Annotated in this window: 24 protein-coding genes; 10 read left to right on the top strand and 14 right to left on the bottom strand. The window is 64.6% G+C overall.

What is annotated here, in order from left to right; genetic code table 11:
- Nucleotides 1-41: 41 nt before the first annotated feature.
- From I3J27_RS02320 to I3J27_RS02300, 5 genes are read right to left on the bottom strand one after another with little or no spacing between them, the layout of a single operon-like run.
- Nucleotides 42-761 (bottom strand): ribonuclease activity regulator RraA, encoded by a 720-nt coding sequence (locus I3J27_RS02320; protein WP_270164775.1) that lies wholly within the window; start codon nucleotides 759-761, stop codon nucleotides 42-44.
- 10 nt (nucleotides 762-771) lie between these two features.
- Nucleotides 772-2,511 carry an L-arabinonate dehydratase gene (gene araD / locus I3J27_RS02315; RefSeq protein ID WP_270164774.1) on the bottom strand — a complete coding sequence of 580 codons (1,740 nt, stop codon included), beginning with the start codon at nucleotides 2,509-2,511 and terminating at the stop codon, nucleotides 772-774.
- The gene (locus I3J27_RS02310; RefSeq protein ID WP_270164772.1) at nucleotides 2,508-3,362 is read right to left on the bottom strand and encodes an ABC transporter permease; all 855 of its coding nucleotides are present in this window, start codon (nucleotides 3,360-3,362) and stop codon (nucleotides 2,508-2,510) included. The genes araD and I3J27_RS02310 overlap by 4 nt, the downstream gene beginning before the upstream one ends.
- Nucleotides 3,363-3,373: 11 nt before the next feature.
- Nucleotides 3,374-4,135: an ABC transporter ATP-binding protein gene (locus I3J27_RS02305; RefSeq protein ID WP_270164770.1), complete on the bottom strand. Its 762-nt coding sequence runs from the start codon at nucleotides 4,133-4,135 to the stop codon at nucleotides 3,374-3,376.
- Complete coding sequence (locus I3J27_RS02300) at nucleotides 4,135-5,154, bottom strand: ABC transporter substrate-binding protein (RefSeq protein ID WP_270164768.1); 1,020 nt, start codon at nucleotides 5,152-5,154, stop codon at nucleotides 4,135-4,137. The genes I3J27_RS02305 and I3J27_RS02300 overlap by 1 nt, the downstream gene beginning before the upstream one ends.
- Before the next feature lie 94 nt (nucleotides 5,155-5,248).
- Here I3J27_RS02300 and I3J27_RS02295 point away from each other — a divergent pair, with 94 nt between their 5' ends.
- The 3 genes from I3J27_RS02295 (at nucleotide 5,249) to I3J27_RS02285 (ending at nucleotide 10,151) form a co-directional block, all read left to right on the top strand.
- Entirely contained in the window at nucleotides 5,249-5,974 is a 726-nt protein-coding gene (locus I3J27_RS02295) for a GntR family transcriptional regulator (RefSeq protein WP_270164766.1), read from the top strand.
- 183 nt (nucleotides 5,975-6,157) lie between these two features.
- Nucleotides 6,158-6,577, top strand: a complete 420-nt coding sequence (locus I3J27_RS02290; protein ID WP_270164764.1) for a response regulator — start codon at nucleotides 6,158-6,160, stop codon at nucleotides 6,575-6,577.
- Nucleotides 6,555-10,151 carry a PAS domain S-box protein gene (locus I3J27_RS02285; RefSeq protein WP_270164762.1) on the top strand — a complete coding sequence of 1,199 codons (3,597 nt, stop codon included), beginning with the start codon at nucleotides 6,555-6,557 and terminating at the stop codon, nucleotides 10,149-10,151. The genes I3J27_RS02290 and I3J27_RS02285 overlap by 23 nt, the downstream gene beginning before the upstream one ends.
- Before the next feature lie 185 nt (nucleotides 10,152-10,336).
- On the opposite strand, the gene I3J27_RS02280 is transcribed toward I3J27_RS02285, so the two are convergent.
- Nucleotides 10,337-10,972: a response regulator transcription factor gene (locus tag I3J27_RS02280; RefSeq protein WP_270164760.1), complete on the bottom strand. Its 636-nt coding sequence runs from the start codon at nucleotides 10,970-10,972 to the stop codon at nucleotides 10,337-10,339.
- A gap of 149 nt (nucleotides 10,973-11,121) precedes the next feature.
- Here I3J27_RS02280 and I3J27_RS02275 point away from each other — a divergent pair, with 149 nt between their 5' ends.
- Nucleotides 11,122-11,424 carry a hypothetical protein gene (locus I3J27_RS02275; RefSeq protein ID WP_270164758.1) on the top strand — a complete coding sequence of 101 codons (303 nt, stop codon included), beginning with the start codon at nucleotides 11,122-11,124 and terminating at the stop codon, nucleotides 11,422-11,424.
- 54 nt (nucleotides 11,425-11,478) lie between these two features.
- Here I3J27_RS02275 and I3J27_RS02270 read toward each other — a convergent pair whose 3' ends face one another.
- The 7 genes from I3J27_RS02270 to I3J27_RS02240 form a co-directional block, all read right to left on the bottom strand.
- Nucleotides 11,479-11,982 carry a response regulator gene (locus I3J27_RS02270; protein WP_270164755.1) on the bottom strand — a complete coding sequence of 168 codons (504 nt, stop codon included), beginning with the start codon at nucleotides 11,980-11,982 and terminating at the stop codon, nucleotides 11,479-11,481.
- A 153-nt stretch (nucleotides 11,983-12,135) separates the two neighbouring features.
- Nucleotides 12,136-12,453, bottom strand: coding sequence for a hypothetical protein (locus I3J27_RS02265; RefSeq protein ID WP_014439079.1), 318 nt, complete (start codon nucleotides 12,451-12,453; stop codon nucleotides 12,136-12,138).
- Between the two features lie 2 nt (nucleotides 12,454-12,455).
- Nucleotides 12,456-13,334: a CheR family methyltransferase gene (locus I3J27_RS02260; RefSeq protein ID WP_270164752.1), complete on the bottom strand. Its 879-nt coding sequence runs from the start codon at nucleotides 13,332-13,334 to the stop codon at nucleotides 12,456-12,458.
- Nucleotides 13,335-13,392: 58 nt separating this feature from the next.
- Nucleotides 13,393-13,779 carry a response regulator gene (locus I3J27_RS02255; RefSeq protein WP_270164750.1) on the bottom strand — a complete coding sequence of 129 codons (387 nt, stop codon included), beginning with the start codon at nucleotides 13,777-13,779 and terminating at the stop codon, nucleotides 13,393-13,395.
- Nucleotides 13,780-13,810: 31 nt separating this feature from the next.
- A complete protein-coding gene (locus I3J27_RS02250) occupies nucleotides 13,811-14,284 on the bottom strand; it encodes a chemotaxis protein CheW (protein ID WP_270164748.1) in 474 nt (157 codons plus the stop codon).
- A gap of 28 nt (nucleotides 14,285-14,312) precedes the next feature.
- Nucleotides 14,313-17,114: a hybrid sensor histidine kinase/response regulator gene (locus I3J27_RS02245; protein WP_270164746.1), complete on the bottom strand. Its 2,802-nt coding sequence runs from the start codon at nucleotides 17,112-17,114 to the stop codon at nucleotides 14,313-14,315.
- A gap of 421 nt (nucleotides 17,115-17,535) precedes the next feature.
- The gene (locus I3J27_RS02240; RefSeq protein ID WP_270173018.1) at nucleotides 17,536-17,943 is read right to left on the bottom strand and encodes a response regulator; all 408 of its coding nucleotides are present in this window, start codon (nucleotides 17,941-17,943) and stop codon (nucleotides 17,536-17,538) included.
- 498 nt (nucleotides 17,944-18,441) lie between these two features.
- On the opposite strand from I3J27_RS02240, the gene I3J27_RS02235 reads away from it, so the two are divergent.
- The 4 genes from I3J27_RS02235 to I3J27_RS02220 all read left to right on the top strand — a co-directional run bounded on the left by I3J27_RS02235 (nucleotide 18,442) and on the right by I3J27_RS02220 (nucleotide 20,921).
- Complete coding sequence (locus I3J27_RS02235) at nucleotides 18,442-19,152, top strand: Crp/Fnr family transcriptional regulator (protein WP_270164744.1); 711 nt, start codon at nucleotides 18,442-18,444, stop codon at nucleotides 19,150-19,152.
- Between the two features lie 193 nt (nucleotides 19,153-19,345).
- The gene (locus I3J27_RS02230) at nucleotides 19,346-20,044 is read left to right on the top strand and encodes a Crp/Fnr family transcriptional regulator (protein ID WP_270164742.1); all 699 of its coding nucleotides are present in this window, start codon (nucleotides 19,346-19,348) and stop codon (nucleotides 20,042-20,044) included.
- 152 nt (nucleotides 20,045-20,196) lie between these two features.
- Nucleotides 20,197-20,574 carry an Hpt domain-containing protein gene (locus I3J27_RS02225; RefSeq protein ID WP_270164740.1) on the top strand — a complete coding sequence of 126 codons (378 nt, stop codon included), beginning with the start codon at nucleotides 20,197-20,199 and terminating at the stop codon, nucleotides 20,572-20,574.
- Between the two features lie 98 nt (nucleotides 20,575-20,672).
- A complete protein-coding gene (locus I3J27_RS02220) occupies nucleotides 20,673-20,921 on the top strand; it encodes a hypothetical protein (protein ID WP_270164738.1) in 249 nt (82 codons plus the stop codon).
- A 97-nt stretch (nucleotides 20,922-21,018) separates the two neighbouring features.
- Here I3J27_RS02220 and I3J27_RS02215 read toward each other — a convergent pair whose 3' ends face one another.
- Nucleotides 21,019-21,642, bottom strand: a complete 624-nt coding sequence (locus I3J27_RS02215) for a helix-turn-helix domain-containing protein (protein ID WP_270164736.1) — start codon at nucleotides 21,640-21,642, stop codon at nucleotides 21,019-21,021.
- A gap of 338 nt (nucleotides 21,643-21,980) precedes the next feature.
- Between I3J27_RS02215 and I3J27_RS02210 the strand changes: the two genes are divergently transcribed.
- A complete protein-coding gene (locus I3J27_RS02210; RefSeq protein WP_270164734.1) occupies nucleotides 21,981-23,144 on the top strand; it encodes a hypothetical protein in 1,164 nt (387 codons plus the stop codon).
- A 335-nt stretch (nucleotides 23,145-23,479) separates the two neighbouring features.
- Nucleotides 23,480-23,905: a hypothetical protein gene (locus tag I3J27_RS02205; protein WP_270164732.1), complete on the top strand. Its 426-nt coding sequence runs from the start codon at nucleotides 23,480-23,482 to the stop codon at nucleotides 23,903-23,905.
- The last annotated feature ends 272 nt before the right edge of the window (nucleotides 23,906-24,177 follow it).

The raw sequence follows: 24,177 nt of genomic DNA, 5'->3' as shown, positions 1-24,177 counted from the left end.
CGCCAGCTCGTTGTCGTGACGTGGTATTGGCGCGCGGGGCCTCAGCGGCCGTTCGCCTTGCGCCAGGCCGCGAAGTCGGTGAGCGTCTGCGGATCGGTCGCGGGATAAAGGCCGAAGATGCCGCGGCCCTTGCCGACTTCCTCGGTGACGAAATCCTCGAACGCGGTCATCTCGAAGGTCTCGTTCGCGATCTCGTCGGCGAGATGCGCGGGGATCACGATCACGCCGTCGGCATCGCCGAGGATGACGTCGCCGGGAAACACCGGCGCATCGCCGCAGCCAATGGGAACGTTGATCTCGATCGCCTGGTGCAGCGTCAGGTTGGTCGGCGCACTCGGACGATGGTGATAGGCGGGGATGCCGAGCTTGGCGATCTCGGCGGAATCGCGAAAGCCGCCGTCGGTGACGACGCCGGCGACGCCGCGCTTCATCAGGCGCGTCACCAGGATCGCGCCGGCCGACGCCGCGCGCGCGTCCTTGCGGCTGTCCATCACCAGCACGGCACCCGGCGGGCAATCCTCAACCGCCTTGCGCTGCGGATGCGAGCGGTCCTTGAACACGTCGATGGTGTTGAGGTCCTCGCGCGCCGGCATGTAGCGCAGCGTGAAGGCCTCGCCGACCATGGTCGGCTGATCGGCGCCGAGCGGGTGGACATCCTGGATCATCTGGATGCGCAGGCCGCGCTTGAACAGCGCGGTCGCCACCGTGGCGGTGGAGACGGATTTGAGCTTGTTGCGGGTGGCTTCGCTGAGTTTGGTCATGGTGTACTCTCTAGTAAATCGACGGCTCGCCGATCGGCGCGCCGAAATCGGTCTCGAGGAAATCGAAGTCGCAGCCGTCGTTGGCCTGCTTGATGTGCTTGGTGAACATCCAGCCATAGCCGCGCTCGAAGCGGCGCTCGGGCTGCTTCCATGCGGCGCGGCGTTTTTCCAGCTCGGCCTCGGGGACGTCGAGATTGATGGTGCGGGCGGCGACGTCGAGGGTGATGCGATCGCCGTTCCGCACCAGCGCCAGCGGGCCGCCGATATACGACTCCGGCGAGACGTGCAGGATGCAGGCGCCGTAGCTGGTGCCGCTCATGCGCGCGTCCGAGATGCGCACCATGTCGCGCACGCCCTGTTTCACGAGTTTTGTCGGGATCGGCAACATGCCCCATTCCGGCATGCCCGGCCCTCCTTGCGGCCCGGCATTGCGCAGAATGAGGATATGGTCCTCGGTGACGTCGAGATTGGAATCGTCGACCGCCTTCTTCATCGAGGGATAGTCGTCGAACACCAGCGCGGGGCCGGTGTGCTTGAGGAAGCGCGGCGCGCAGGCGCTCGGCTTGATGACACAGCCGTCGGGTGCAAGATTGCCCTTGAGCACGGCGAGCGCGCCTTCCTTGTAGATGGGATTGTCGACCGAGCGGATCACGTCGGCATTGTGCACCTCGGCGCCGTCGATGTTCTCACCGAGAGTCTTTCCGGTGACCGTGATGCAATCGAGATGCAGATGCTGCTTGATCTGGCCCATCAGCGCCGGCAGGCCGCCGGCATAGAAGAAGTCCTCCATCAGATAGGCATCGCCGCTCGGGCGGACATTGGCAATCACGGGCACTTTGCGGCTGGCGATTTCGAAATCGTCGAGGCCTATATCGAGGCCGGCGCGGCGAGCCTGCGCGATCAGATGGATGATGGCGTTGGTCGAGCAGCCCATCGCCATCGCGACCGCGATCGCGTTCTCGAAGGCTTTTCGGGTCTGGATCGTCTTCGGAGTCAGATCCTCCCACACCATCTCGACGATGCGGCGGCCGCATTCGGAGGCCATGCGGATGTGGTTGGCATCCGCCGCCGGAATCGAAGAGGCGCCGGGCAGCGTCATGCCGATCGCCTCCGCAATCGCGGTCATGGTCGAGGCCGTGCCCATGGTCATGCAGGTGCCGTAGCTGCGGGCGATGCCGGCTTCGATATCGAGCCAGTCCTTGTCGGAGATTTTTCCGGCGCGCCGCTCGTCCCAATATTTCCAGCCGTCCGAGCCGGAGCCGAGCGTCTTGCCCTTCCAATTGCCGCGCAGCATCGGGCCCGCCGGCAGATAGATCGCCGGGATGTTCATCGAGGTCGCGCCCAGCAAGAGCGCCGGCGTGGTCTTGTCGCAGCCGCCCATCAGCACGACGCCGTCGACGGGATGGCTGCGCAGCAGCTCCTCGGCATCCATGGCGAGCAGGTTGCGATAGAGCATGGTGGTGGGCTTGAGCAGCGATTCCGACAGCGACAGCGCCGGCAGCTCGATCGGCAGGCCGCCGGCCATCAGGATGCCGCGCTTGACGTCGTCGACGCGCGACTTGAAGTGCATGTGGCAGGGCTGCGCATCCGACCAGGTGTTGAGGATCGCGATAACAGGACGGTCCTTCCACTCCTCCGGCGCGTAGCCCATCTGCATGGTGCGGGAGCGGTGGCCGAACGAGCGGAGATCGTCGGGCGCGAACCAGCGCGCGCTGCGGAGCTGGTCGGGCGTGATTTTCTTCTTGGTCATGATTGGGTGCCCCATTTCTGCACGGTGTTCCGCTCGATGGCGCGGAAGATCAGGTTCTCGACAAAGAGCCCGATGATGATCACCGTCAAGAGGCCCGCGAACACTGCGGGTATGTCGAGCAGATTGCGGTTCTCGAAGATGAACCAGCCGAGCCCGCCCTGCCCCGAGGACACGCCGAACACCAGCTCGGCCGCGATCAAGGTGCGCCAGGCGAACGCCCAGCCGATCTTGAGACCCGTGAGGATCGAGCCGAACGCGGCGGGGATCAGGATTTTCGCCACATAGGGCAACCCGCGCAGGCCGTAATTGCGGCCGACCATGCGCAGCGTGTTGGACACGCTCTTGAAGCCGGAATGGGTGTTGAGCGCGACCGGCCACAGCACCGAATGGATCAGCACGAAGACGAGGCTGCCATTGCCGAGGCCGAACCAGATCAGAGCGAGCGGCAGCAGCGCGATGGCCGGCAGCGGGTTGAACATCGCCGTCACGGTCTCGAGGAAGTCGGTGCCGATGCGCGTCGAGATCGCGAGCACGGTGAAGATCGCGGCCAGTGCGATGCCGGCCGAATAGCCCATGAACAGAACCTTCAGCGAGGTCCAGGCTCGCATCGGAATGGTGCCGTCCTTGACGCGGTCGAACAATGTCACGGCGGTATCGTGCAGCGTCGGAAACAACAGGGGATTGTCGAGGGCGACGCCGTAGGCCTCCCAGATCGCGGCCAGGAACAGGATGATGACGGTCTTGCGGACAAAACCGTCGTTCCACAACAACTCAAGCACGCTCAGCTTGCGCTCGACCTCGTCGGCGGCGGCGACCGGCGCATCACGCAGCAATATTTTCGCTTCGCCCATGGCAGGCTCCCTCAATGCGCCGTGGCTTCGGCTGCGAACAGGAGATCATGGATCTCCTTCTCCAATCGGCCAGCACTGCCGTCTCCACTGGAGACCTTATCGACATCGATCACCTCGGCCTTGACGCGGCCGGGATGCGGTGACAGCAGCAGGATGCGGTTGCCGATGCGGATCGCTTCCGCAATCGAATGGGTCACGAATAGCACCGTGAACTTGGTCTCGCTCCAGAGCTGGAGCAGCTCGTCCTGGCAGGTCCTGCGCGTCAGCGCGTCCAGCGCGGCGAACGGCTCGTCCATCAGCAGGATGTCCGGCTCCATCGCCATGCCGCGCGCAATCGCGACGCGCTGCTTCATGCCGCCGGAGAGCGTGTGCGGATAGGCATCGACCACGCGGGTGAGGCCGACCTTCTCGATATAGGCCCGCGCCTTCGCCTCGGCGTCCTTGCGCGACAGTTTTCGCGCGGTGAGGAGCGGAAACATGACGTTGGCAAGCACGCTCTTCCAGGGCAGGAGTTGGTCGAACTCCTGGAAGATCATCATGCGGTCGGCGCCGGGACCGTGGATCTCACGATCGTTGATGGTCATGCGGCCTTCGCTGGGGCTCATGTAGCCGCCGACGGCCTTGAGCAGGGTCGACTTGCCGCAGCCGGACGGCCCGAGCAGCACGAAGCGGTCGGATTTGTCGACGGTGAACGAGACCCTTTCGGTGGCGGTGACGACGGCGCTGGAGGTCTTGTAGCGCAGCGTCACCCCGTTGACGTCGAGCAGAGCCATCAATTGCCCTTCAAATCGTGGGCGACGGGGAGATAGTAGTCCGTCCAGGCCTTGGGCTGGTTCTTCAGCGTGCCGGTCTTGAACAGATGCGCGGCGAACTTCATCGTGCCCTGCGGCTCCAGATTCCACTCCATCATGCCGGGCTCTTTCAGCAGATCGAGCAGCTCCTCCACGGAGGTCTTGTCCCCGGTGATCTCCTTGTAGATCTCGACCGCCTGTTTGGTGTCGCTGCGGATCAGGTCCTGCGCCTCCTTGGTGGCGTCACGCACGGCCTGGATGATCTTTGGATTGGCGTCCGCGAATTTGGTCGTGGTGAAGAATTGCGCCTGGCTGAGCGGGCCGCCCATCACGTCAGGCGAGGACAGCACGACATGCGCACCCGGCACGTTCTTCAGCTCGAGGAACGTGAAAGGCGGGATCGAGAAGTGCGTATGCACCTCGTGCTTGGAATTGGACAGCGCCGCATAGGCGTCGGGATGGCCGAGTTGCACCGTGTTGGCGTCGAGCTTCGACCATTGATCGGCGCCGAAAGCCTCAGACGCCGCGATCTGGAGCACGATCGCCTGGGTCGAGACCTTCACCGTCGGCACCGCGATCTTGTCGCCGGGGGCGAAATCCTTGATCGACTTGATGTTGGCGTCTCTGGAGATCAGCGTCATCGGTTGCGCCGAGGTCGCAACGATGCCCTTCACGCCGCCGCGGGTGCGGTCCCACAGCAACAGAAGATTGCCGGTGCCGGTGTTGAGGATGTCGACGCCGCCCGCGAGCAGCGCATCGGTCTGCGCGCCGCCGCCGGAGAAGGTGATCCACTTGGTGGTGACGCCAGCAACTCCGAGGCTAGCTGCATGCTTCTCGATCAGTTTCTGTTTTTCCATGATGTGGCTCGGCATGTAGAAAATGCCGGGCTGGCGCGACAGCGCGATCTCGGATTTCTGCTGCGCATGGGCCGCAGATCCCGACAGGGCGGCGGCGGCGATCAGGGCGGCAGCCGCAAGCTTGCTACGAAGATGCTTGATCATTGTTGTGTGTTTCCTCCGGCCAGCGTTCAGCCGCGTTGACCCTGCTGATGCACTAATATATTAGTGCATCAAAGGCAAGCCCGCGGGACCCGACATGGAAGCAGCCCATACCGCGCCACGCGCGCCCGCGAAGACCGGTTCAAGGCTCGATCGCGCCCGCCAGGCCGCGCCGCAGGTGTTCGAGCGGCTGCGCAATGCGATCATTGCCCTGGAGCTGCCGCCCGGCGCGCCGCTGTCGCGCGCCGAGCTCGCCGGCCAGTTCGGCATCAGCTCGACACCGGTGCGCGACGCCTTGATGCGGCTCGAGGAAGAGGGCCTGGTCGACGTGTTTCCGCAGCACGCAACCGTGGTCAGCCGGATCGACATCAGCCGCGCCGAGCAAGCGCATTTCCTGCGCCAGGCGCTAGAGCTGGAGATCGTGCGCCTCCTGGCAGGCAGCCACGACGCCGCGCTGGTGATCCGCCTCGACCATGCCATTGCGCTGCAACAGCAATTTGCCAAGGCCGGCGACTTCGAAGCCTTCATGGCCGGCGACAATGATTTTCACGGGCAGCTCTATGCCGCGGCCGGCAAGCAGGATTTGTGGACGCTGGTCCGCAGCCGCAGCGGACATATCGACCGGCTGCGCCGGCTGCATTTGCCCTCCCCCGGCAAGGCCCAGAACATCGTCCGCCATCACAAGCTGATCACGCGTGCGATCGAGGCCGGCGACGCCGACGCTGCGCAACAGCATCTGCGCAAACACCTGTCGGGCACACTGAGCGAGCTGGACAAGATCCGGAGCCACTATCCCGAATACCTGACCGACGGGCTATTGTGACGGCGTCCTGACCATGTGCACCTCATCGTGCATATGGACGGCCATCGAATCCAGGCGCCGCTTACGACCATCGGATAGCCGCGCGGTGCTTGCAGGACGAGCACAATTCGCGCAACAATTTCGTATTTGAAGCTTTGATTTGGGTCGCGGGAGGCATCCCTGTCCGACCCGGAGGTTTTTGACGTGGCCAACATCCTGATCGTGGATGACGACCCGGCCGTGCAGATCACGATCCGGCTGATCCTGGAAAGGGCCGGTCACCACGTCACCGTTGCGGGCGACGGCCGCAAGGGGCTCGCGCTGTTCGAGGCCAGCCCGGTCGACTTGCTGTTCCTCGACATCTTCATGCCCGGCATGGACGGGCTGGAGACGATGCGCCACATCCGGGCGCTGCAGCCGGCCATTCCCATCATCGTCATTTCCGGACGCTCGCTCACGCCGGACGCTTATGCAGAGCCGGATTTTCTCAAGATGGCGACCAAGCTCGGCGCGGTGGCAAGCCTTCAGAAGCCATTTCGCCCCGACGCGTTGCTCGCCGCGGTCGACGGCTGCCTGAAGGCGCTGCAGCCGGAGGCTCCCGATGTCAGCACCGAGCGCCAATGACGACAGCCTCCGCTCTGTTTCGGGCCAGAACGGGCGCGGCCACTCGGGACGTGGTACGAATATCCCCATGACGCTCGCAACGCGGCTGGCCATCGCGATGATTCTGCTGGTGGCGGTGACCGTGGCCGCAGTCGGCTGGTTGGGCTATCGCAACATCACCCAGGCCGTTATTCCGCGGGTCCTGGAACGCGTCGAAGCCCAGTCGCGCCTGCTGGCGACCAATCTCGAATCCTACGTTGCCGGCACCCGCGGCGATCTGGCCGGCTATCGCTCCGCCGCAGCCATCAATGGCCTGATCCGCGCCCATATCGGCGGAGGCATCGACGCGCTCGACGGCGTTTCGGAGCAAACCTGGCGCGAGCGCATCGCAGCGCGGCTCGCAGCCGAGATCGACGCCAAACCCAGCTACGGGCAGTTTCGGATCATCGGTCTCGACGACGACCATCGCGAACTGGTCCGCGTCGATCGCTCCGGCCCGAATGGAAAGGCACGGGTCGCCCCCGACAGCGAGCTGGAGCGCAAAGGCGAGCGAACCTACTTTCAGGACACGATCCGACTGGCGCCGGGCGAGGTCTATGTGTCCCCGATCGACCTCGCCACCCGGCAGGGCGGGACCGCGGATATTCACGTTCCGACATTGCGCGTCGCGACGCCGCTGTTCGCGCCGGACGGCAGGCCCTTCGGCATCATCATCGCCAATATCGACATGCGTCCGGCGCTCGACCGCGTCCGCTCGACCGCGGGCTCGGGAGGAGAGATTTACGTCGTGAATTCGCGCGGCGATTATCTCGTCCATCCCGATCGCGCGCGGGAATTCGGCGCATTGCAGGGCCGTCCCAACGACTGGCGCAAGGATTTCCCATTTTTTGCGGCCCTGGCCGGCGCGCCGGACGTATCCACGCAGCTCATGACCGACGCCTCGGACCGCCCGAGCGGCGCGGCGATGGCCCCGGCATTGCTTGCGGGCAAGGAATGGGTCGCGATCATCGTGACCGTGCCCCCGGCGGTCTTCGGCCGCGTGCCGGCCGCCATTCAGAAAACGTCCTTGCTCGTCGGCGTCCTTGCCGTCCTCGCTGCGGCGGCGCTCGCCGTATTCCTGGCGCGCTCGTTGACGCGCCCGATCGGGCGCCTGACCGCGGCGGTGGAGGCGATCGGCAGTGGCCGGCCCGCCGACATTCCGCTCGATGCCGGCGGCGAGACGGGCGTGCTGGCACGGGCCTTTGCCCGGATGGTCGAAGAGACGCGAGCAAAGACAGCCGCTCTCGAACGCGAAGTCGAGGAGCACCGCCGCACCGAGGCCGCGCGCAGCCATCATGAAGCGCGCGAGCGCCTGTTCAGCGCCGCCGTCGAATCCTCCGACGATGCGATCGTGATGCAGTCGCTCGACGCCATCATCACCGGCTGGAATCCCGCCGCCGAACGTCTCTACGGCCATTCGGCGGAAGAGGCGATCGGGCAATCCACCGCGATCATCGTCCCGACGGATCGACGCGCGCAAGGCAAGACCTATTTGCAGCGGATCGCCGAAGGCGAGCCGATCGAGCGGTTCGAGACGGTGCGCCTGCGCAAGGACGGCACGCCGGTCGAGATCTCGCTCAGCCTGTCACCGATCAAGGGGCCGTCGGGCGAGATCATCGGCGCCTCCGGCTCCGCGCGCAGCCTCACCGAGGCCCGGCGGGCCGAGCGGGCGCTGCAGCAGCAGATCGAGGAGCGGCGCCAGATCTTCGAGACCTCGCAGGATCTGATCATGGTCATGGACGCGCGCGGCCATATCGCGCAGATCAGTCCGAGCAGCGAGACCATTCTCGGCTACCGGCCGGAACAGATGCTCGGCCGCAGCGGCACGGATTTCATTCATCCCGACCATCTCGAGCAGTCGCGCGGGGAGATGCGCGCGCTGCGGCGCGGCGAACGCCCCAAGCTCTCCGACACCAGGTGCCTCCACAGCAACGGCCACGAGGTCTGGCTGTCCTGGCTCGGCAACTGGTCCGCGCAGGCGAACCGCTTCTTCTTCGTCGGACGCGACATGACCGAGGCGAGGCGCGCGGAAGAATCCTTGCGCGAAAGCGAGCTGCTCGCGCGCAACATCGTCGAGACCGCGCTCGACGCCTTCGTCCAGACCGACGACCGCAGCACCATCCTGAACTGGAGCTCGCGGGCCGAAGAGCTGTTCGGCTGGCGGCGCAGCGAGGCGCTCGGCAGGAATGCGGTCGACCTCATCGTCGCCGAGAGCGAGCGCGAGAGGGTCAAGGCCGGCCTCGCGCGCTTCCTCGAGACCCAGGACGGTCAGACGCTCAACCGCCGGCGCGAACTCATGGTCCGACGTCGCGACGGCAAGGAATTCAGGGCCGAGCTGAGCGTCACGGCGCTCAGACGCCGCGAAGGCATTCTGTTCAACGTGTTCTACCGCGACCTCACCGACAAGATCGCCTCCGAGGAACGCATCCGCCACGCCGAGAAGATGGAGGCGGTCGGCCAGCTCACCGGCGGCGTGGCGCACGACTTCAACAACATCCTCACCGTCATCACCGGCACGATCGAGATTCTGGCCGATGCGGTGGCGAAGGAGCCGGAGCTTGCGGCGATCACCAAGATGATCGACGAGGCCGCCGGGCGCGGCGCCGAGTTGACCCAGCACCTGCTCGCCTTCGCGCGCAAGCAGCCGCTCCAGCCGCGCGAGATCGACATCAACGTGCTGATCATCGACACCGCAAAGCTGTTGCGGCCGACGCTGGGCGAGCAGATCCAGATCGAATCGGTGTTCGAGGACGAGAGCTGCGTTGCGATCGTCGATCCCAACCAGCTCACCACCGCGATCCTCAACCTCGCGCTCAATGCCCGCGACGCCATGCCCGGCGGCGGCAAGCTGATCGTGGAGACGGGCGCCGCCTATCTCGACGAGGTCTATGCCAGCGTCAACGACGTCCCGCCGGGACACTATGTGCTGATCGCCGTGAGCGACACCGGCACCGGCATCCCCGCCAACATGCTGGCCAGGGTGTTCGATCCGTTCTTCACCTCGAAGGGACCGGGCAAGGGCACCGGGCTCGGGCTTTCGATGGTCTACGGCTTCATCAAGCAGTCCGCGGGCCACATCAAGATCTACAGCGAGGAAGGCCACGGCACCACGATCAAGATGTATCTGCCGCCGGGCAAGACGCCCACCGCAGTGGGCGAGGGCGTGATGCCGGCGACGATCGAGGGCGGGCACGAGACGATCCTCGTCGTCGAGGACGACCGGCTGGTGCGCGACTACGTGCTGGCGCAGCTGCATTCGCTCGGCTACGTCACCTTGCAGGCCGCGAACGCCGCGGAAGCGCTCGCGATCGTCGCCTCCGGAAAGCCGTTCGACCTGCTGTTCACCGACGTCATCATGCCCGGCAAGATGAACGGACGGCAGCTTGCCGACGAGGTGCTGAAGACACGTCCCGACCTCAGGGTGGTCTATACGTCCGGCTATACCGAGAACGCGATCATCCATCACGGCCGGCTGGATTCGGGCGTCCTGCTGCTGGCGAAGCCGTACCGCAAATCGGACCTCGCGCGGATCATCCGCAGGGCGCTGACCGCTTGAGGCCTCGCGGCTCGTGTCCCGGACGCACTGCAGCGCGCCATAAGCGCGTTCACGCGCGTCTTCGACGCGCCATGGCTGCTGTGCAGAGCCGGGACCAGACCTGTCAGCGGTGAAATCGGAGAGATGGGCCCCGGCTCGGCAGCGCATCATTGCATGATGCGCTGCGTCCGGGGCGTGAGACGATGTTACGACGCCCGCTGGGCCGCGGTCATCACGATGCGGATCAGATCGGCGGCGTTGCGGGCACCGAGCTTCTTCATGATGTTGGCGCGGTGGTCCTCGATGGTGCGCGGGCTGATGCCGAGCGTGCGGCCGGCTTCCTTGTTGGAGGCGCCGGCGGCGAATTGCTCGAGCACTTCGCGCTCACGCCGCGTCAGCGGCTCGCGTCCGGGGAAATGCAGCGAGCCGAACTTCGGCGATGCGCTCTCTGACTGCCTGCGTGCATAGGCACCGATCGCCTCGTCCAGCCGGCCGACGATCTCGCTGCCGCGGAACGGCTTCTCGATGAAATCGAGCGCGCCGCTCTTGATGGCGCCCACCGCCATGGCGATGTCGCCCTGCCCTGAGATCATGAAGATCGGCGCCGGATAGTCCTCGCCGTGCAGTTCCTTCAGAATGTCGAGGCCCGACTTTCCGGGAATGTGGACGTCGAGCAGGACCGCAGCCGGGGTGCGGTTTCGTGCGACCGACAGCAGGGCTGCGCCGTCCGCAAAACAGATCACTTCATAGCCCGCCGCCTTCAACACCATCGACAAGGTGTCGCGAACGGCAGGGTCGTCGTCGACCACAAAGATTTCACCACGAGAGGTTTGCTCGGCCATGTGCCACATCCAGTTGGCATTACGGACTCGCGTCCGCGCCAACGTTTATGGCGCTCGGCGCGGATTCGGCCCACCCGTATTTGTACGGGACATGGACTTAACGCACAAGTAGCGGCGAGGTGCCTTATTGCGGGGGACGGAGAATATCCATGCTAAATTACGCTGGCACACCCCCGCTCGCCGCGATGGCTGAAACGGACAGCCGTCAGTTGATCGCAGCCGAACTTCGCTCTCTGATCGCGCGCATCGAGATCAGTCTGCGTCTGATCGACGCGGCCATGACCTCGGACGGAGAGCCGGACGACGATAGCGCTATCGTGGGTTCCACCGAGATTGTCGTGCTCGACGACCTCACGCCTCGTTATGCCACGGCGAGTGCCGCCCTCAACGCCTGCCGGGCGGAGCTCGGCCGCGCCCTGCAACAATTATCGGAATTTGGCAGTCCGGCGTAGGCCGCAATCGGCGCGGCGGATCGTCCGCAGCCGATTGCATGGCAGGTCCGCGTCTCAGGTGCGGTGCCGCTCCACGATCGCGTCGGTGGCGACGCCGCCCCAGGTGTGGATCACCGGCAGGCCCATCGCCGCCTTGCCGAGATTGGCGAGGCTGATCCGCAGCGCCGCGAGATCGAGCGGCTTCGGCAGGCTCTGGAGTTCGATCCCGACGGAGCGGGCGAAGCTGCGGGCAGCGCTGCGGCGCTTGCCGTCCATGCCGCTGATGACGATCACGGAGCCCGCGAATTTCGCCGCCGCCATCTCGCGCAGCACGTCGATGCCGTCACCATCCTCCAGCACGAGATCGAGCGTCACGCAGTCGAAGCGCGCGGCGCGGAGCTTTTCGATCGCCTCCGCGACGGACGGCGCCACCGTGACTTCGTGGCCGGCCTGCTTCGCGGCGACCGTGATCAGGCTGCGCTGCGTGGCGTCGTCGTCGACCACCAGGAGCTGAAGCGCGCGCCGCTCGGCGGCGTCGGGCAGGTTTGACGGGATGGGGGAGAGAGAGCTTCTGGGCATTACCGTATCCTGAGATTGAGACCGGCAATTGATACACGGATCGCGCTTCAGCCACGTAAAGCAGTTGCGGCGAATTCGTTCGGATGTTTCAGCAAATATGAACCAACGCCCCGGAAAGCGGCAACGCGACTCATGACGAGGCCTGTCTGGCGATCAGGCTGCCTCGTCACGGCCACCGGAAGCGCCGCGCTTCTTCCGGTTCTTGCCGCGCAGGAACTGGATGTCCATTTCGGCGCCGTTGACGCGCACCAGCTCGCAACGGCGATAGGCGAGGCCGGTGGACGACAGCAGCAGAAAGAATTCCTTCAGGTTCAATCCCTGGATCGAGCCTTCCACCGTGAGGATGGCGTCGGTGTCGGAGATCGCATTGAGCTTGCAGTCGCGCCGCCACGTGCCGTCGATCGCCATGATGCAGACATCATAGCCTCGACTGAACGTGACGCGCTCCGCGCCCTTGCCATCCTCGGCCATGCTTATCGTCCTGCCATCACCGCCACGCGCGGCGCCGCGCCGGCGAGAGCCGGCTTGGCCGCGGCCGCACGCGGGTCGTTCGGCTTGTAGAGGCCGCGACGATCCGGGATCGGCTTGAACGTGTCGGTCAGCCCGACCACGGTTTCGGCTGCACCCAGCACCAGGAAGCCGTCGGGCTCGATCTGGCGGGCCAGGCGGTTGAAGATGTTGATCTTGGTGTCCTGGTCGAAATAGATCAGCACGTTGCGGCAGAAGATGACGTCGAACGTGCCGAGCTGGGCGAAGTCGTGCAGCAGATTGAGCTGCCGGTGCTGGATCATCGCCCGCAATTCCGGATTGATCTGCCAGGTCTCGCCGGTCTGCTTGAAATATTTCATCAGCATCTGGATCGGCAGGCCGCGCTGGACTTCGAACTGGCTGTAGATGCCGGCCTTGGCCTTCTCCAGCACCTCCTGCGACAGGTCGGTCGCGATGATCTCGACGCGCCAGCCGGTCAGGGCCGCGCCCATCTCCTTCAGGCTCATCGCCAGCGAATAGGGCTCCTGCCCGGTTGAGCCGGCGGCGCACCAGATGCGCACGCTGCGACGTCCGGCGCGCGCCTTGATCACCTCGGGCATGATGTGGTCACGGAAATGATCGAACGGGACCTTGTCGCGGAAGAAGAAGGTCTCGTTGGTGGTCATGGCTTCGACCACGTTGGTGATCATCTCGCGCGAGCCGCCCTGAAGCTTCTGCACGAGCTCATTGATGCCGGCGAGCCCGGCCTTGCGGGCCAGAGGCAGCAGGCGGCTTTCGATCAGATATTGCTTGTCTGCGGACAGGTCGAGCCCGGAATTGTCCTTCAGGAACTTGCGCAGATACTCATACTCGGTCGGGGTCACGGAAAGCCTCTCGGAAGCTGTACTGGGAACACTCTGGCCAACGTGCGGCCAGACACACTCAGACCATGGCTTGTCCGACCGGGATCAAACCGACTTCAGCGAACTTGTCGGCGATGATGTCTTTGTCGAAGGGCTTCATGATGTACTCATTGGCGCCGCCGCTGAGCGCCTGAGCAATATGGGCCACGTTGTTCTCGGTGGTGCAGAACACCACTTTCGGCTGGTCCCCGCCGGGCAGGCGGCGCATATGGCCCATGAACTCGAAGCCGTCCATCACGGGCATGTTCCAGTCGAGCAGCACCGCATCGGGCAGCTTCTGCTGACAGATCTCGAGCGCCTTGGAGCCGTCCTCGGCCTCGGTGACTTGGAATTCCAGGCCTTCCAGGATCCGGCGCGCGATCTTGCGCACGACGCTGGAATCATCGACCACCAAACATGTCTTCATTTCTGTTCTCCGGTTTCGATGTTTCGTTGGCTCACGCAGCCATCTGCACTTCGGTCTTCAGCTCGAGGACGCGGTCGACGTCGAGGACGACCATGAGCTGTCCGTCGAGGCGGTGGACGCCGCCGGCGAGCTTGGCCATGCGGGGATCGAGGTTGACGGGGTTTTCTTCCTTGCCGTCTTCGGCCAGCCGCAGCACCTCGCCGATCTGGTCGATCAGGAGGCCGTAGGATTCACCGCGCAAATCGACGCCGACCGCCATCGGTGTCTGGCCGTCCTCGGGCTTGGGCAGGCCGAGGCGGGCGCGCATGTCGACCACGGTGACGATGCGGCCGCGCAGGTTCAGGACGCCCGCGATCTCGCGCGAGGACAGGGGAACGCGGGTGACGCGCTCGGGCATGAACACGTCCTGGACGCGGGAGATCGGCAGGCCGAACAGCTGGCCGCCGATCATCGCCGTGACGTATTCGACCATGGCGCCTTCGCCGATCTGGGTCTTCTTGGTCATGTGCGTACTCCTGATCCCTGTCCTGCTCTTACGCCGCTGCCCGGTTCAGCTCGGAGGCGCCGGCGGCACCCGCGGTCTGTTCCTTCAGCGCCGCGATCAGACCGGGACGGTCGAACTTGGCGACATAGTCGTGGAAGCCGGCCTGGCGGCCGCGCTCGATCGCCGCCGGCGACACCAGCGCCGAGAGGCCGATGATCGGCATCGAGCCGAGATTGTTGTCGGAACGGATGGTCTCGGCGAACTCGAACCCGTTCATGTCGGGCATCTCGATGTCGGTCAGGACCACGTCGAAGGTCTGGGCACGGAGCGCCGCGAGGCCCTCCTGCGCGGTCGGCGCGGTGCGGACGCGGTAGCCGGCGGCTTTCAGCACGGGCGCCAGCATGTTGCGGAAGAACGCGCTGTCGTCGACCAGCAGCACCGACTGCGAATGCATCGACGGCTTCATCTCCTTGCGGGTGAACCAGTCCGAGAACGCCATCGGCAGGAAGTGGCCGACGTCGATCACCTCGGTGGCCTGGCCCTTGATCACGGCCGAGCCGAGAATGCCGCTGGAGGAGCCGCCGACCTCGATGTTGAGCCGTTCCTCGACGATGTCGATGATCTCGTCGACGACGAGGCCCATGGAGCGGCCGTCATCGGCGAACACCAGGATCGGCTGGGCGCCCTGGCTCGCAATGGTGACGCTCTCCATGGCGACCAGCGGCATCAGCTGCTCGCGGTACTGCACCATGTAGCGGCCGTTGGAGAACTCGATCTTGTCGGCCGGCAGCTCTTCGAGACGGGTGACGAGCCCGAGCGGGACCGCCTTGGGCTGCGACGAGCCGGCGCGGAACACCAAGAGCGAGGTGGTCTGCTCGCCCGAGCCGATGTGGTGCGCGCCGTTCTCGTCGCCCATGTCATGGGCCGAGGAGCCGGCGGCGCCGAGCGCCTTGGCAATGCCGTTGGGGTCGATGATCATGATGACCGCGCCATCGCCCAGAATGGTGTTGCCGGAGAACATGTCGATGTGACGGAGTTTCGTCGACATCGGCTTGACCACGATTTCTTCGGTGTGGAACACGCCGTCGACCACGATGCCGAAGGTCTGGCTGCCGACTTGCGTGACCACGATGAAGCCGTTCTCGGGATCGGAGGCCGCGCCGTCGTCGATCTTCAAGAGCTTCTTCAGATGGATCAGCGGCAGCAGCTTGTTGCGCAGGCGCAGCACCGCGGTGTCCTTGATGCGCTCGATGCGGTGCTCCGAGTTGGCGCGGGCACGGACCAGCTCGACCACCGAGAGCTGCGGGATCGCAAAGCGATCGCCGGCGGCTTCGACGATCAGCGCCGAGACGATCGCCAGGGTCAGCGGGATCTTGATGGTGACGCTCGAGCCTTCACCGGCGACCGACTTGATGTCGATGGTGCCGCCGATCTGGTCGATATTGGTGCGCACCACGTCCATGCCGACACCGCGGCCGGAGACCGAGGTGATGGCGGCCGCGGTCGAGAAGCCCGGCGCGAAGATGAACTTGTGGATCTGGGCTTCCGACATCTTCTCCAGCTCGGCCTCGGTGACGAGACCGCTAGAGATCGCCTTGGCCTTGATCTTCTCGGTGTTGAGGCCTCTTCCGTTGTCGGCGATGCAGATGATGATGTGGCCGCCCTCGTGATAGGCGGACAGGCGAATGGTGCCCTGCTCGCCCTTGCCGGACGCGAGCCGCTCGGCGGGGGTCTCGAGGCCATGATCGGCGGAGTTGCGCACCATGTGGGTGAGCGGGTCCTTGATCAGATCGAGCACCTGGCGATCGAGCTCGGTGTCGGCGCCGTGCATCTCCAGCTCGATCTGCTTGCCGAGTTCGCTCGACAGGTCGCGGACGATGCGGGGCAGCTTCTGCCAGGCATTGCCGATCGGCTGCATGCGCGTCTTCATGACGCCTTCCTGCAGCTCGGCGGTGACGTTGGACAGCCGCTGCAGCGGCACCTTGAACTCGGTGTCCTCGTTGCGGCGGGAGATCTCCAAAAGCTGGTTGCGGGTCAGCACCAGCTCGGAGACCATGGTCATCAGATGCTCCAGCGTATCCACGTTGACGCGGATCGACTGGTTGGCGATGCTGGCGCCCTCGCCAGCGCCCTCGTCGGCGGCCGACTTCCTCGGTGCGGGCTTTTCCTTGGGCGCCTTGGCTTCCTTCGCCGTTTCCTTGGCCACGGGCGCAGGAGCTTCAGCAGCCGGCGCGGGCTCGGCCTTGGCAACAGGTGCCGGCGCTTCGATCGCGGTCTCGCGGAAGGCGCGCTCGAGTTCGTCGAGCGAGACTTCGCCCGGACGCAACGGGCGCTCCAGGGTCTGGTCGATCAGCGTGCCGGCGGTCATTTCTTTTGCCGGTGCAGGCGCCGCAGCAACAGGCGCTTCCGGCACCAGCGGCGGGGCTTCGGCAACGGGAGCGGTCGCGGCAGCAGCGCCGGCAGCCATCGCGGCCATGCCCTGCTCGACCATCGCTTCCAGCTTGTCGATGAGATCGCGGTCGGTACCCTCGGGCTCGGCTTCGGTGGCTTCGAGACCCGCCAGGATCTCCTTGATGCGGTCGATCGAGGACAGGATCACCGTCACCGCCTGCCCGGTCACCGGCATGCCGTCACGGAATTTGCCCATCAGGGTCTCGCCGGCATGCGCCAGCGCTTCGAGCCGCGGCAACCCGAGGAAGCCGCACGTACCCTTGATGGTGTGGACCAGGCGGAAGATGTTATCCAGGATCTTGGCGTTGTTCGGCTCCTGCTCGAACTTCACCAGCTGATTGTCGACGGTGTCCAGGCTCTCGCTGGTCTCCGTCAAAAACTCCCGCAACAGATCATCCATGGGATACGCCTTACTAAGCTGAACTTCGACGCCTGTGCCACGTCTGGAATCGGCGGAAGTCTTCGCCTTGGATCGTTAGACAACCCCTTTCACGGTCCCGTTAATTTCAGCCTCCGTGCTAATACGGATATTGAAGACAAGTTTGCGGTTCGGCCGCATGCGATAGCGGTTTTCGGCAAAGGCAGCGTCCGCATCTCATGCGTGAGACGCCATAGGTAAACGCTCCGATAACGACGTTGCGCCGCGCGCGAAAAAACCCTGCCGGTGAGGAACGATATGCACGGGCCGCGCGAAACTGAATCAAATCACGCGCGATCAGGCTCACCCGCACGGCCGTCTGCTGGCCGTCAGCCGGAAGCCGCAATAGCTGCAGTTGCGGTAAATGGACGCTTACCTCGCGGCCTCTGCGACCGGCAACGCGCTAACCCAATCGCGCGGCGACGGCGCGATGCTCCGCGAGGCAGTCCCTGATGGCGGCGAGCAACGCATTCGGCGTAAACGGCTTGCGCAGGCAACGCGTCGCGCCGAGCTCCAGCGCCATCCGGAGGAAGTCGGGTGCGGGCGAGTTCAGATTTGCGAAGGCGTAGCCGGACATCGCGATGAGCGGAATCGCCGGCGCGCGTTCGTGGAAGATCCGGATCGACTCGAACCCCCGCATATGCGGCATGAAGATATCGATCATCATCAGATCGACCTGTTCGGTTTCGAGCGCGCGAAGTCCGGCTTCTCCCCCGTCGGCAATCGTCACCCGGAAATTATTCCGCTGGAGACAGATCTCGATGGCCATGCACACCATCGGGTCGTCGTCGACAACGAGAATATGGCGCAGATTTTTCCCCGTTTGGGCTTCCCGATTCGGCGATTCAAAAATTGAGCCGTTGGGCACGCCGTTCTCCTCTGGCTGGGATCGAAACCTTGATGGCCGCGAACGCCGCCGATCGCGTCGGGCAACGAACGGCAAGGGATGCGACATTCGCGGGGTTGCGTAGCCGCGTTGCAGTCCAGTCCCTGATCGCTGGGAATATGCGCTCGAGAAGGCAGGCCGCAGCTGTCGGCCGGCGTCCGATGGCGACGCGGATGCGATGCTTCCGGCTCATGACAGCCCCCTTGCCGCTTTTTCCTGCCAATCGATGCAGGGCGAGCGCTTCGAGTTCACGCGCGAATCAGCGCGCCACTTATTTCCGCCGCAAATGCGGCTGCCTGTCTGCCCTCCAACGGGTATATGGACGACGCCACAACCTTTACAATATGATTTTGTCGCCGTGCAACTGGATGACGAACAGGGCGCGGCGCCGATCATGTTTCGAACGCGCCGGATGGATCCTGCATGACCGCAAGCGGCCACCCGCACAATCAGCTGCTGCAAATGCTCGAGGCGGCGGATTTCGATCTGCTGCGCCCCCATCTCGCGACGGTCGAAATGGTCAGGGAATCTGTCTTGGCCGAGGCGGGCGCCGCGCTGCGATATGTCTACTTCCCGCACGGCGGATCCGTTTCGATCACGGTGGGCCTCTCCGAGGGACAGATGATCGAGGTTGCGATGCTGGGCCGCGACAGCGTCGTGGGCGGCGGCGCCGCGCTGGCCGACGGCATTGCACCGACGGACGCAGCCGTGCTGTTCCCGGGCACGGCTTCCGTGCTCGAAATCCCGGCTTTCCGGGTGGTCGCTGCTGCAAGCGTGCAGTTCCGCGGCCTGATGATCCGCCACGAGCAGGCGCTGCTCGCGCAGGCGCAGCAGTCGGTGCTGTGCAATACGCTGCACCCGGTCGAAGCACGGCTCGCACGCTGGCTCTTGCGTGCCCACGACCTGTCCGACAGCGAGAGCCTGCCGCTGACACAGGAGACCCTGGCGCAGATGATGGGGGTCCGGCGCAACGCGATTTCCCTCGTCGCGAATGCGCTCCAGCGCGCCGGCGTCATTCATTACACCCGCGGCCAGATCGAGATCCTCGACCTGCGCGCATTGGAAACGACGTCCTGCGACTGCTATGGCACGGTGAAGGCCCACCATACGCGCTTGCTGGGAACCCTGCGGTGACGATGGGACGACGCGACCAGCTTGCATGCCGGGGTGCACACAGTGCCGCAGGGGCGATCATCGCGGCCGGACAACTTGTCCCAATTGCCAATATATCCCGACGTGAACATGATGGAGCTTGCCGGAAGAAGGGATCGGCAAATTCGCTTTCGCACGTCCCTCGCTGACGAGAGGGGAGGCAGTCTTGGAGACGATGGTGCGTCCAACCAACGGTTTCCTGTCCGCGCTGTCGGCGGAGGATTACGAATTGATCCGCCCGCATCTGCGCACGATGGATCTGCCGCATGAAGCGGTCCTGGTCGAGACCGGCGAGACGCTCAAGCGCGCCTACTTTCCCCACCGCGGTGTGATCTCGCTGGTGGTGAAGCTCGCCAAGGGCGAGCATGTGCAGGTCGCCATGATCGGCCGCGACAGCCTGCTCGGAACCCTCTCGACCATGGGCGATGCCGCTGCGCTGAACACGGCGATCGTGCTGGTTCCCGGCACCGCCTCCGTGATGGACCTCGACCGGCTGCGCGACGCGGCCGAGCGGAGCAGCCCCCTGCGGACGCTGCTCACCCGTCACGGGCTGGCGGTTTACGCGCAGGTTCAGCAGACCGCGGGCTGCAACGCCGCCCATCCGGTGGAGGCGCGGCTGTCGCGCTGCCTGCTGCACACCCACGACCTGTCGGGCGACTACCGCCTGCTGCTGACCCAGGAGGCGATGGCGCAGATGATCGGCGCGCGCCGCAACAGCGTGTCGCTGGTCGCCAACACGTTGCAGCAGGCCAATTTCATCCATTACAGCCGCGGACACATCCAGATCCTCAATTTGGACGGCCTGCGCCAGACGGCGTGCGAATGCTACGCCACCGTGAAGGCCCAGTACGACCGGCTGCTCGGCCCGCGCTGACCACCACGGCTTGGTAAACCGGCCGCTAACGCCGGCCCGCAAACACCTCCTGTCCCGCTACCGGAACTGAAATTCGAATGTCCTAGACACGAGCGTGCCTCGCGCCGGACGGGCCGCGCGACCATCGAACCGTGACCAGGACGGGCAAAACCATGTTTGACGTGACCGCGGCACCTCAGCAGAAAGCGCGCGATGCCGAGCCCGCGCGGGAGCCGGGCGCCTATGAGGCGCTGGTGCGCGAGATCGGCGAGGACGGGGCCCGTGAAGTCCGCGAGGTGTTCTGGAGCGAGACCTGCGCGCGCCTGCACCTGTTTCGCACGCTCTCGCTCGCACGGCACCAATCCAGGATCGCGCGCGAAGCCCATTCGCTGAAGAGCGCCGCCGCAACGTTCGGCTATGTCAGGCTCGCGGCGCTGGCACTGCGGCTGGAGAAGTCCGCGGAGACGCTTCCCGAACCGGAATTCCACGATCTACTGGACCTGATGGAGACCGCCTACGCCGCTGCGCACGCGCAGGAGCCGCAGAAGTAGAGCGGCACAGGAAAGACCCGCCGTACTTCTACGGTTTGCGATTTTCACAGATGGCTAATCATAGGTGGCGATAGTCGCCGGAAACCAGGAGGGTTTCCATGTTCACCTATGAGACTGCGGACCAGAAAGAGGTTCGTCGCTTCCGCATCGCACAGTTCAACGGCCGGACGGCAACGGTGAAATCTGGCGAGGCGACGGTGACCGGTTTCGTTCGTTCGGTGCTGGAGCAGGAATCGACCATGCCTCCGCGCTGGATCATAACGATCATTCCGAACGGGCCGAAGGACGAGCCCAAGCCGCTGCGGCCGTCGTCGCGCGCGCGCCCTTTCGCCGAAGACTATCTCTGAGCGCGATCGGGCTTCCAGGCCCCTCTGTATCGTATCAAGCCATTCCCATGGCTTGATTCCCATGGCTTGATCGCCCCGCCCGGCGGCGCACTGAACCTCAATCGATCGAATGCAGCAGTGCCGCCCGGACGAGGTCCGCGGTGTTGCGTGCACCGAGCTTGCGCATCGCCTCGGCGCGATGGCTCTCGAAGGTGCGCGGGCTGATCTGCATCCGCAGCGCACCCTGCTTGTTCGAATAGCCCTCGCTGATCAGCCTCAGCACCTCGCGTTCGCGCTTGGTCAGCCGCTTCTGCGCCGACAGGCCCAGCAATTCGGTGCTCGGCACACGCTGCGGCTGGGGCGCGCGGGCGGACTGGGATTCGGCGTCCTCGGTCCTGGACGGGATCGGCAGACCCGCCTTGTGCGGACCGGCAAGCTGCTTGACCACGCCGCACACGCGCTCGGTCTGCGCCAACGCATTCTCCACCACCCGCCGCAGATAGACCCGGTCGCCCGTAACAGGCGCGAGCTGATCGCTGTGATGCTTGATCTCGCCCATGTAGAGCAGGAGCGCCGTGAGGGGGCCGTTGAGCTCGCGGGCAATGGCGGCGGCCATCTCGTCGGCAGCCTTGGCACGGGCGGCGTTCAGACGGACGAAATCGAGCTCTTCAGTCGGAGCAGCGCTGCTTTCGTACCATTCCGACGGCCGCGAATCGATGGCCGTATCGTTCTGTGACCCCATGTGATCCGTTTAGCGGAACCTGGGGCGGTCTGTGGTTAACTTTTTGCTCCGTAAGACTACGGTGATTTTGGCAGTTTTATGCTGAAACGTCGGCATGGGCACAATTTATGCTTGCGCAGCGGCGCGAGACGCCGCGTGGAGGTTGATAAACCCCCAGGCTGCGACATCCGGACCGGTGCCCGGTTAACGGACGGGTTACCATTGGGTCGGCCATCCCCCGGTTTTTACGGATAAATTAACAATGACTTGCTTCTCTTGGTCACGATTGAGAGCGCGCAAATGCCTCCTCGCACCGGGCCGCCTGGCCTTGCGGGAAACGCTGCGGAAGATTGCGTGCCATGAACGAGATCGACCAGCTATCGGAATTCCTGCAGAGGCTGACGCCGCTGTCGCGAAGCTGTCTGCTCAGCGAGCTCGAGCGGCTTGAGCTCTGCGGCATCGACATGCCTGGCTCGGCGGCGGTCCAGGCGCGCTTGCGCGCCGAATTCCGCAAGGACGGATCGACCCAGGCGCGCGCCACCAGTCCCTCGCGCTATTTCTTCGCCCCGCTCGAACTGCTGTTGATCGACGGCGCGCCCGAGCATGCCAATGCGGGGCGGATTTCGCGCAACACGCTGACCCCGATCTGGGAGTGGATCTGCCGCGACCTGCTGCCGACCATGGCGCGCGACTACATCAAAGCGATCAACGACCAGGTCACCGCCAACAACCCGAAGGAAGTGCTGAAGACCGCATCGATCTTTCAGACCAAGGTCGTCAAGGTGCTCGAGAACACCCTTGCATCGGCGGAGAGCACCGAGATCGCGCGCGGCAAGCTCGCGCAATACACGGCCTCGCGCACCGCCTTCGACGACGTCAGGAAGATGCAGCACGTGCTGCGCGCCGGCGATGCGTTGCCGAAATTCAACGAAAAACTGCCCGAGAAGATCGCGAAATTCGACGACGGCCAGGTTGCCCAGATCACCGCGCAGCTCGGCGCCTTCAAGAAGGCCCATCCGGATGCGCTGCCCTTTGCGCTGGCGCTGGTGGCGAGGCGCCTGACCACGTCCTGGCAATTGGTGCGTCTTGCCACCAAGAGCGCCGCGAGCAAGAGCGCGGCCGACGTCGCCGCCACGCCCTATGCCTGCGTCGTCCCCATGGTGCTCGACCGGCTCGACGACAAGCGCCTCGCTCTGAGGATCGCGCTCAGGCACAATCGCGTGCTGGTCGCGCGCGACCTGCTCGCCGAAATCTACGACACTGAATATGCGCTCAAGGTCCGCATCGACGGGATCGAGGGTTGCGAATGGGGCATTCGGCTCCAACAATTGATGGATGCGATCGCGTCGCTGGTCGCCGCCGAGGTGAGCCGCTTCCCCTCCAATGTCGGACACATTCTCGGCTCGCGCCGGCTGCGCAGCCACGATACGCTCGGCGGCAAACTCTCCTACCTGGCCTGGAAGGGGCGCGACGCCGTTCAGGACGGCGCGGCGGCGTTTCGCAAATTGATCGGGCAGACCTGAATTCGCACCGCGGCTAATCCGCCCGCGGCAGGTACAGGAAGCGATCGATAAATCGCCCTGACAGCACGAATCTGAACCACCAATACAACATTCGCCGCGTCGTCATTGCTGCAATCCTCGACAGCCCACCACCGGCTGCGCGGAGCAATAGCGCAGGTGCAGCAAGACACATGTGATGTGCTTCACACTCGCCTCGCCGCGGCCGGACGCGTTGTCGCATAACTGTCACGCGCGAAGCGGGAATATGCGCGCATCGCGCGAAAATGAGTTCTTCGATCGCGGCTGTCGCTCCTATCCTCCGATGCATCTGAGAGAGCAACGGGAGGGAATTTGCGATGGGATCGAATCGACGCACTCTGACGATGGCGGCGTTGCTTGCGGGCGCGCTGGCGCTGACATCGGCGACGATGGCGCAGACTTCGCCGCCGCAAGGCAATGCCGCGCCGACCGCCGACAACGCGGTGCTGCTCACCGTGTTCTTCAAGCACGATCAGTCGCGCCCGCTGAACGAGCTCAACGCGCAGCTCGAGAAGCAGGGTTTCTACAAGGCCTTTCCGCCGCCCGGCGTCGAGGTCGTGAGCTGGTACGTGATGATGGGCATCGGCCAGGTGATCACGCTGCGTCTGCCGGCCTCGCGCTTACGCGAAGTCAATCGGATCATCGAGAACACCGCGTGGGGCTCCTATCGCACCGAATTCTATCCGACCTACGACTACAAGGCGGTCGGCATGGCCCAGCACGACAAGGCCACAGGCAATTGAGGCGAGGCATTATTCAATTGGGCGAAGCGCGCGCGGCTGCGTCCAATTGCAGGACACGGCGCGTGCATGTTGCCCCACTGCACGTCGCGAAAATCTCTCGTGATTGCCGCACTCCTGCGCGCATGGCGCGGGCAGACGTAAAAACTTCTCCAACGAGATCCGGACAATTTTAGATATGATGCGGGCTTTAACGTTACCCAGATAATTCAACAATCGTCTGAAGCCCTCCATATTTGAAACTGCTCCCATCGCTAACACCGGTCGCGGAACGG

Origin of the sequence: Bradyrhizobium xenonodulans (assembly GCF_027594865.1) — a bacterium.
GTDB classification, from domain to species: domain Bacteria; phylum Pseudomonadota; class Alphaproteobacteria; order Rhizobiales; family Xanthobacteraceae; genus Bradyrhizobium; species Bradyrhizobium xenonodulans.
This window is presented reverse-complemented; position numbering and strand designations above follow the sequence as displayed.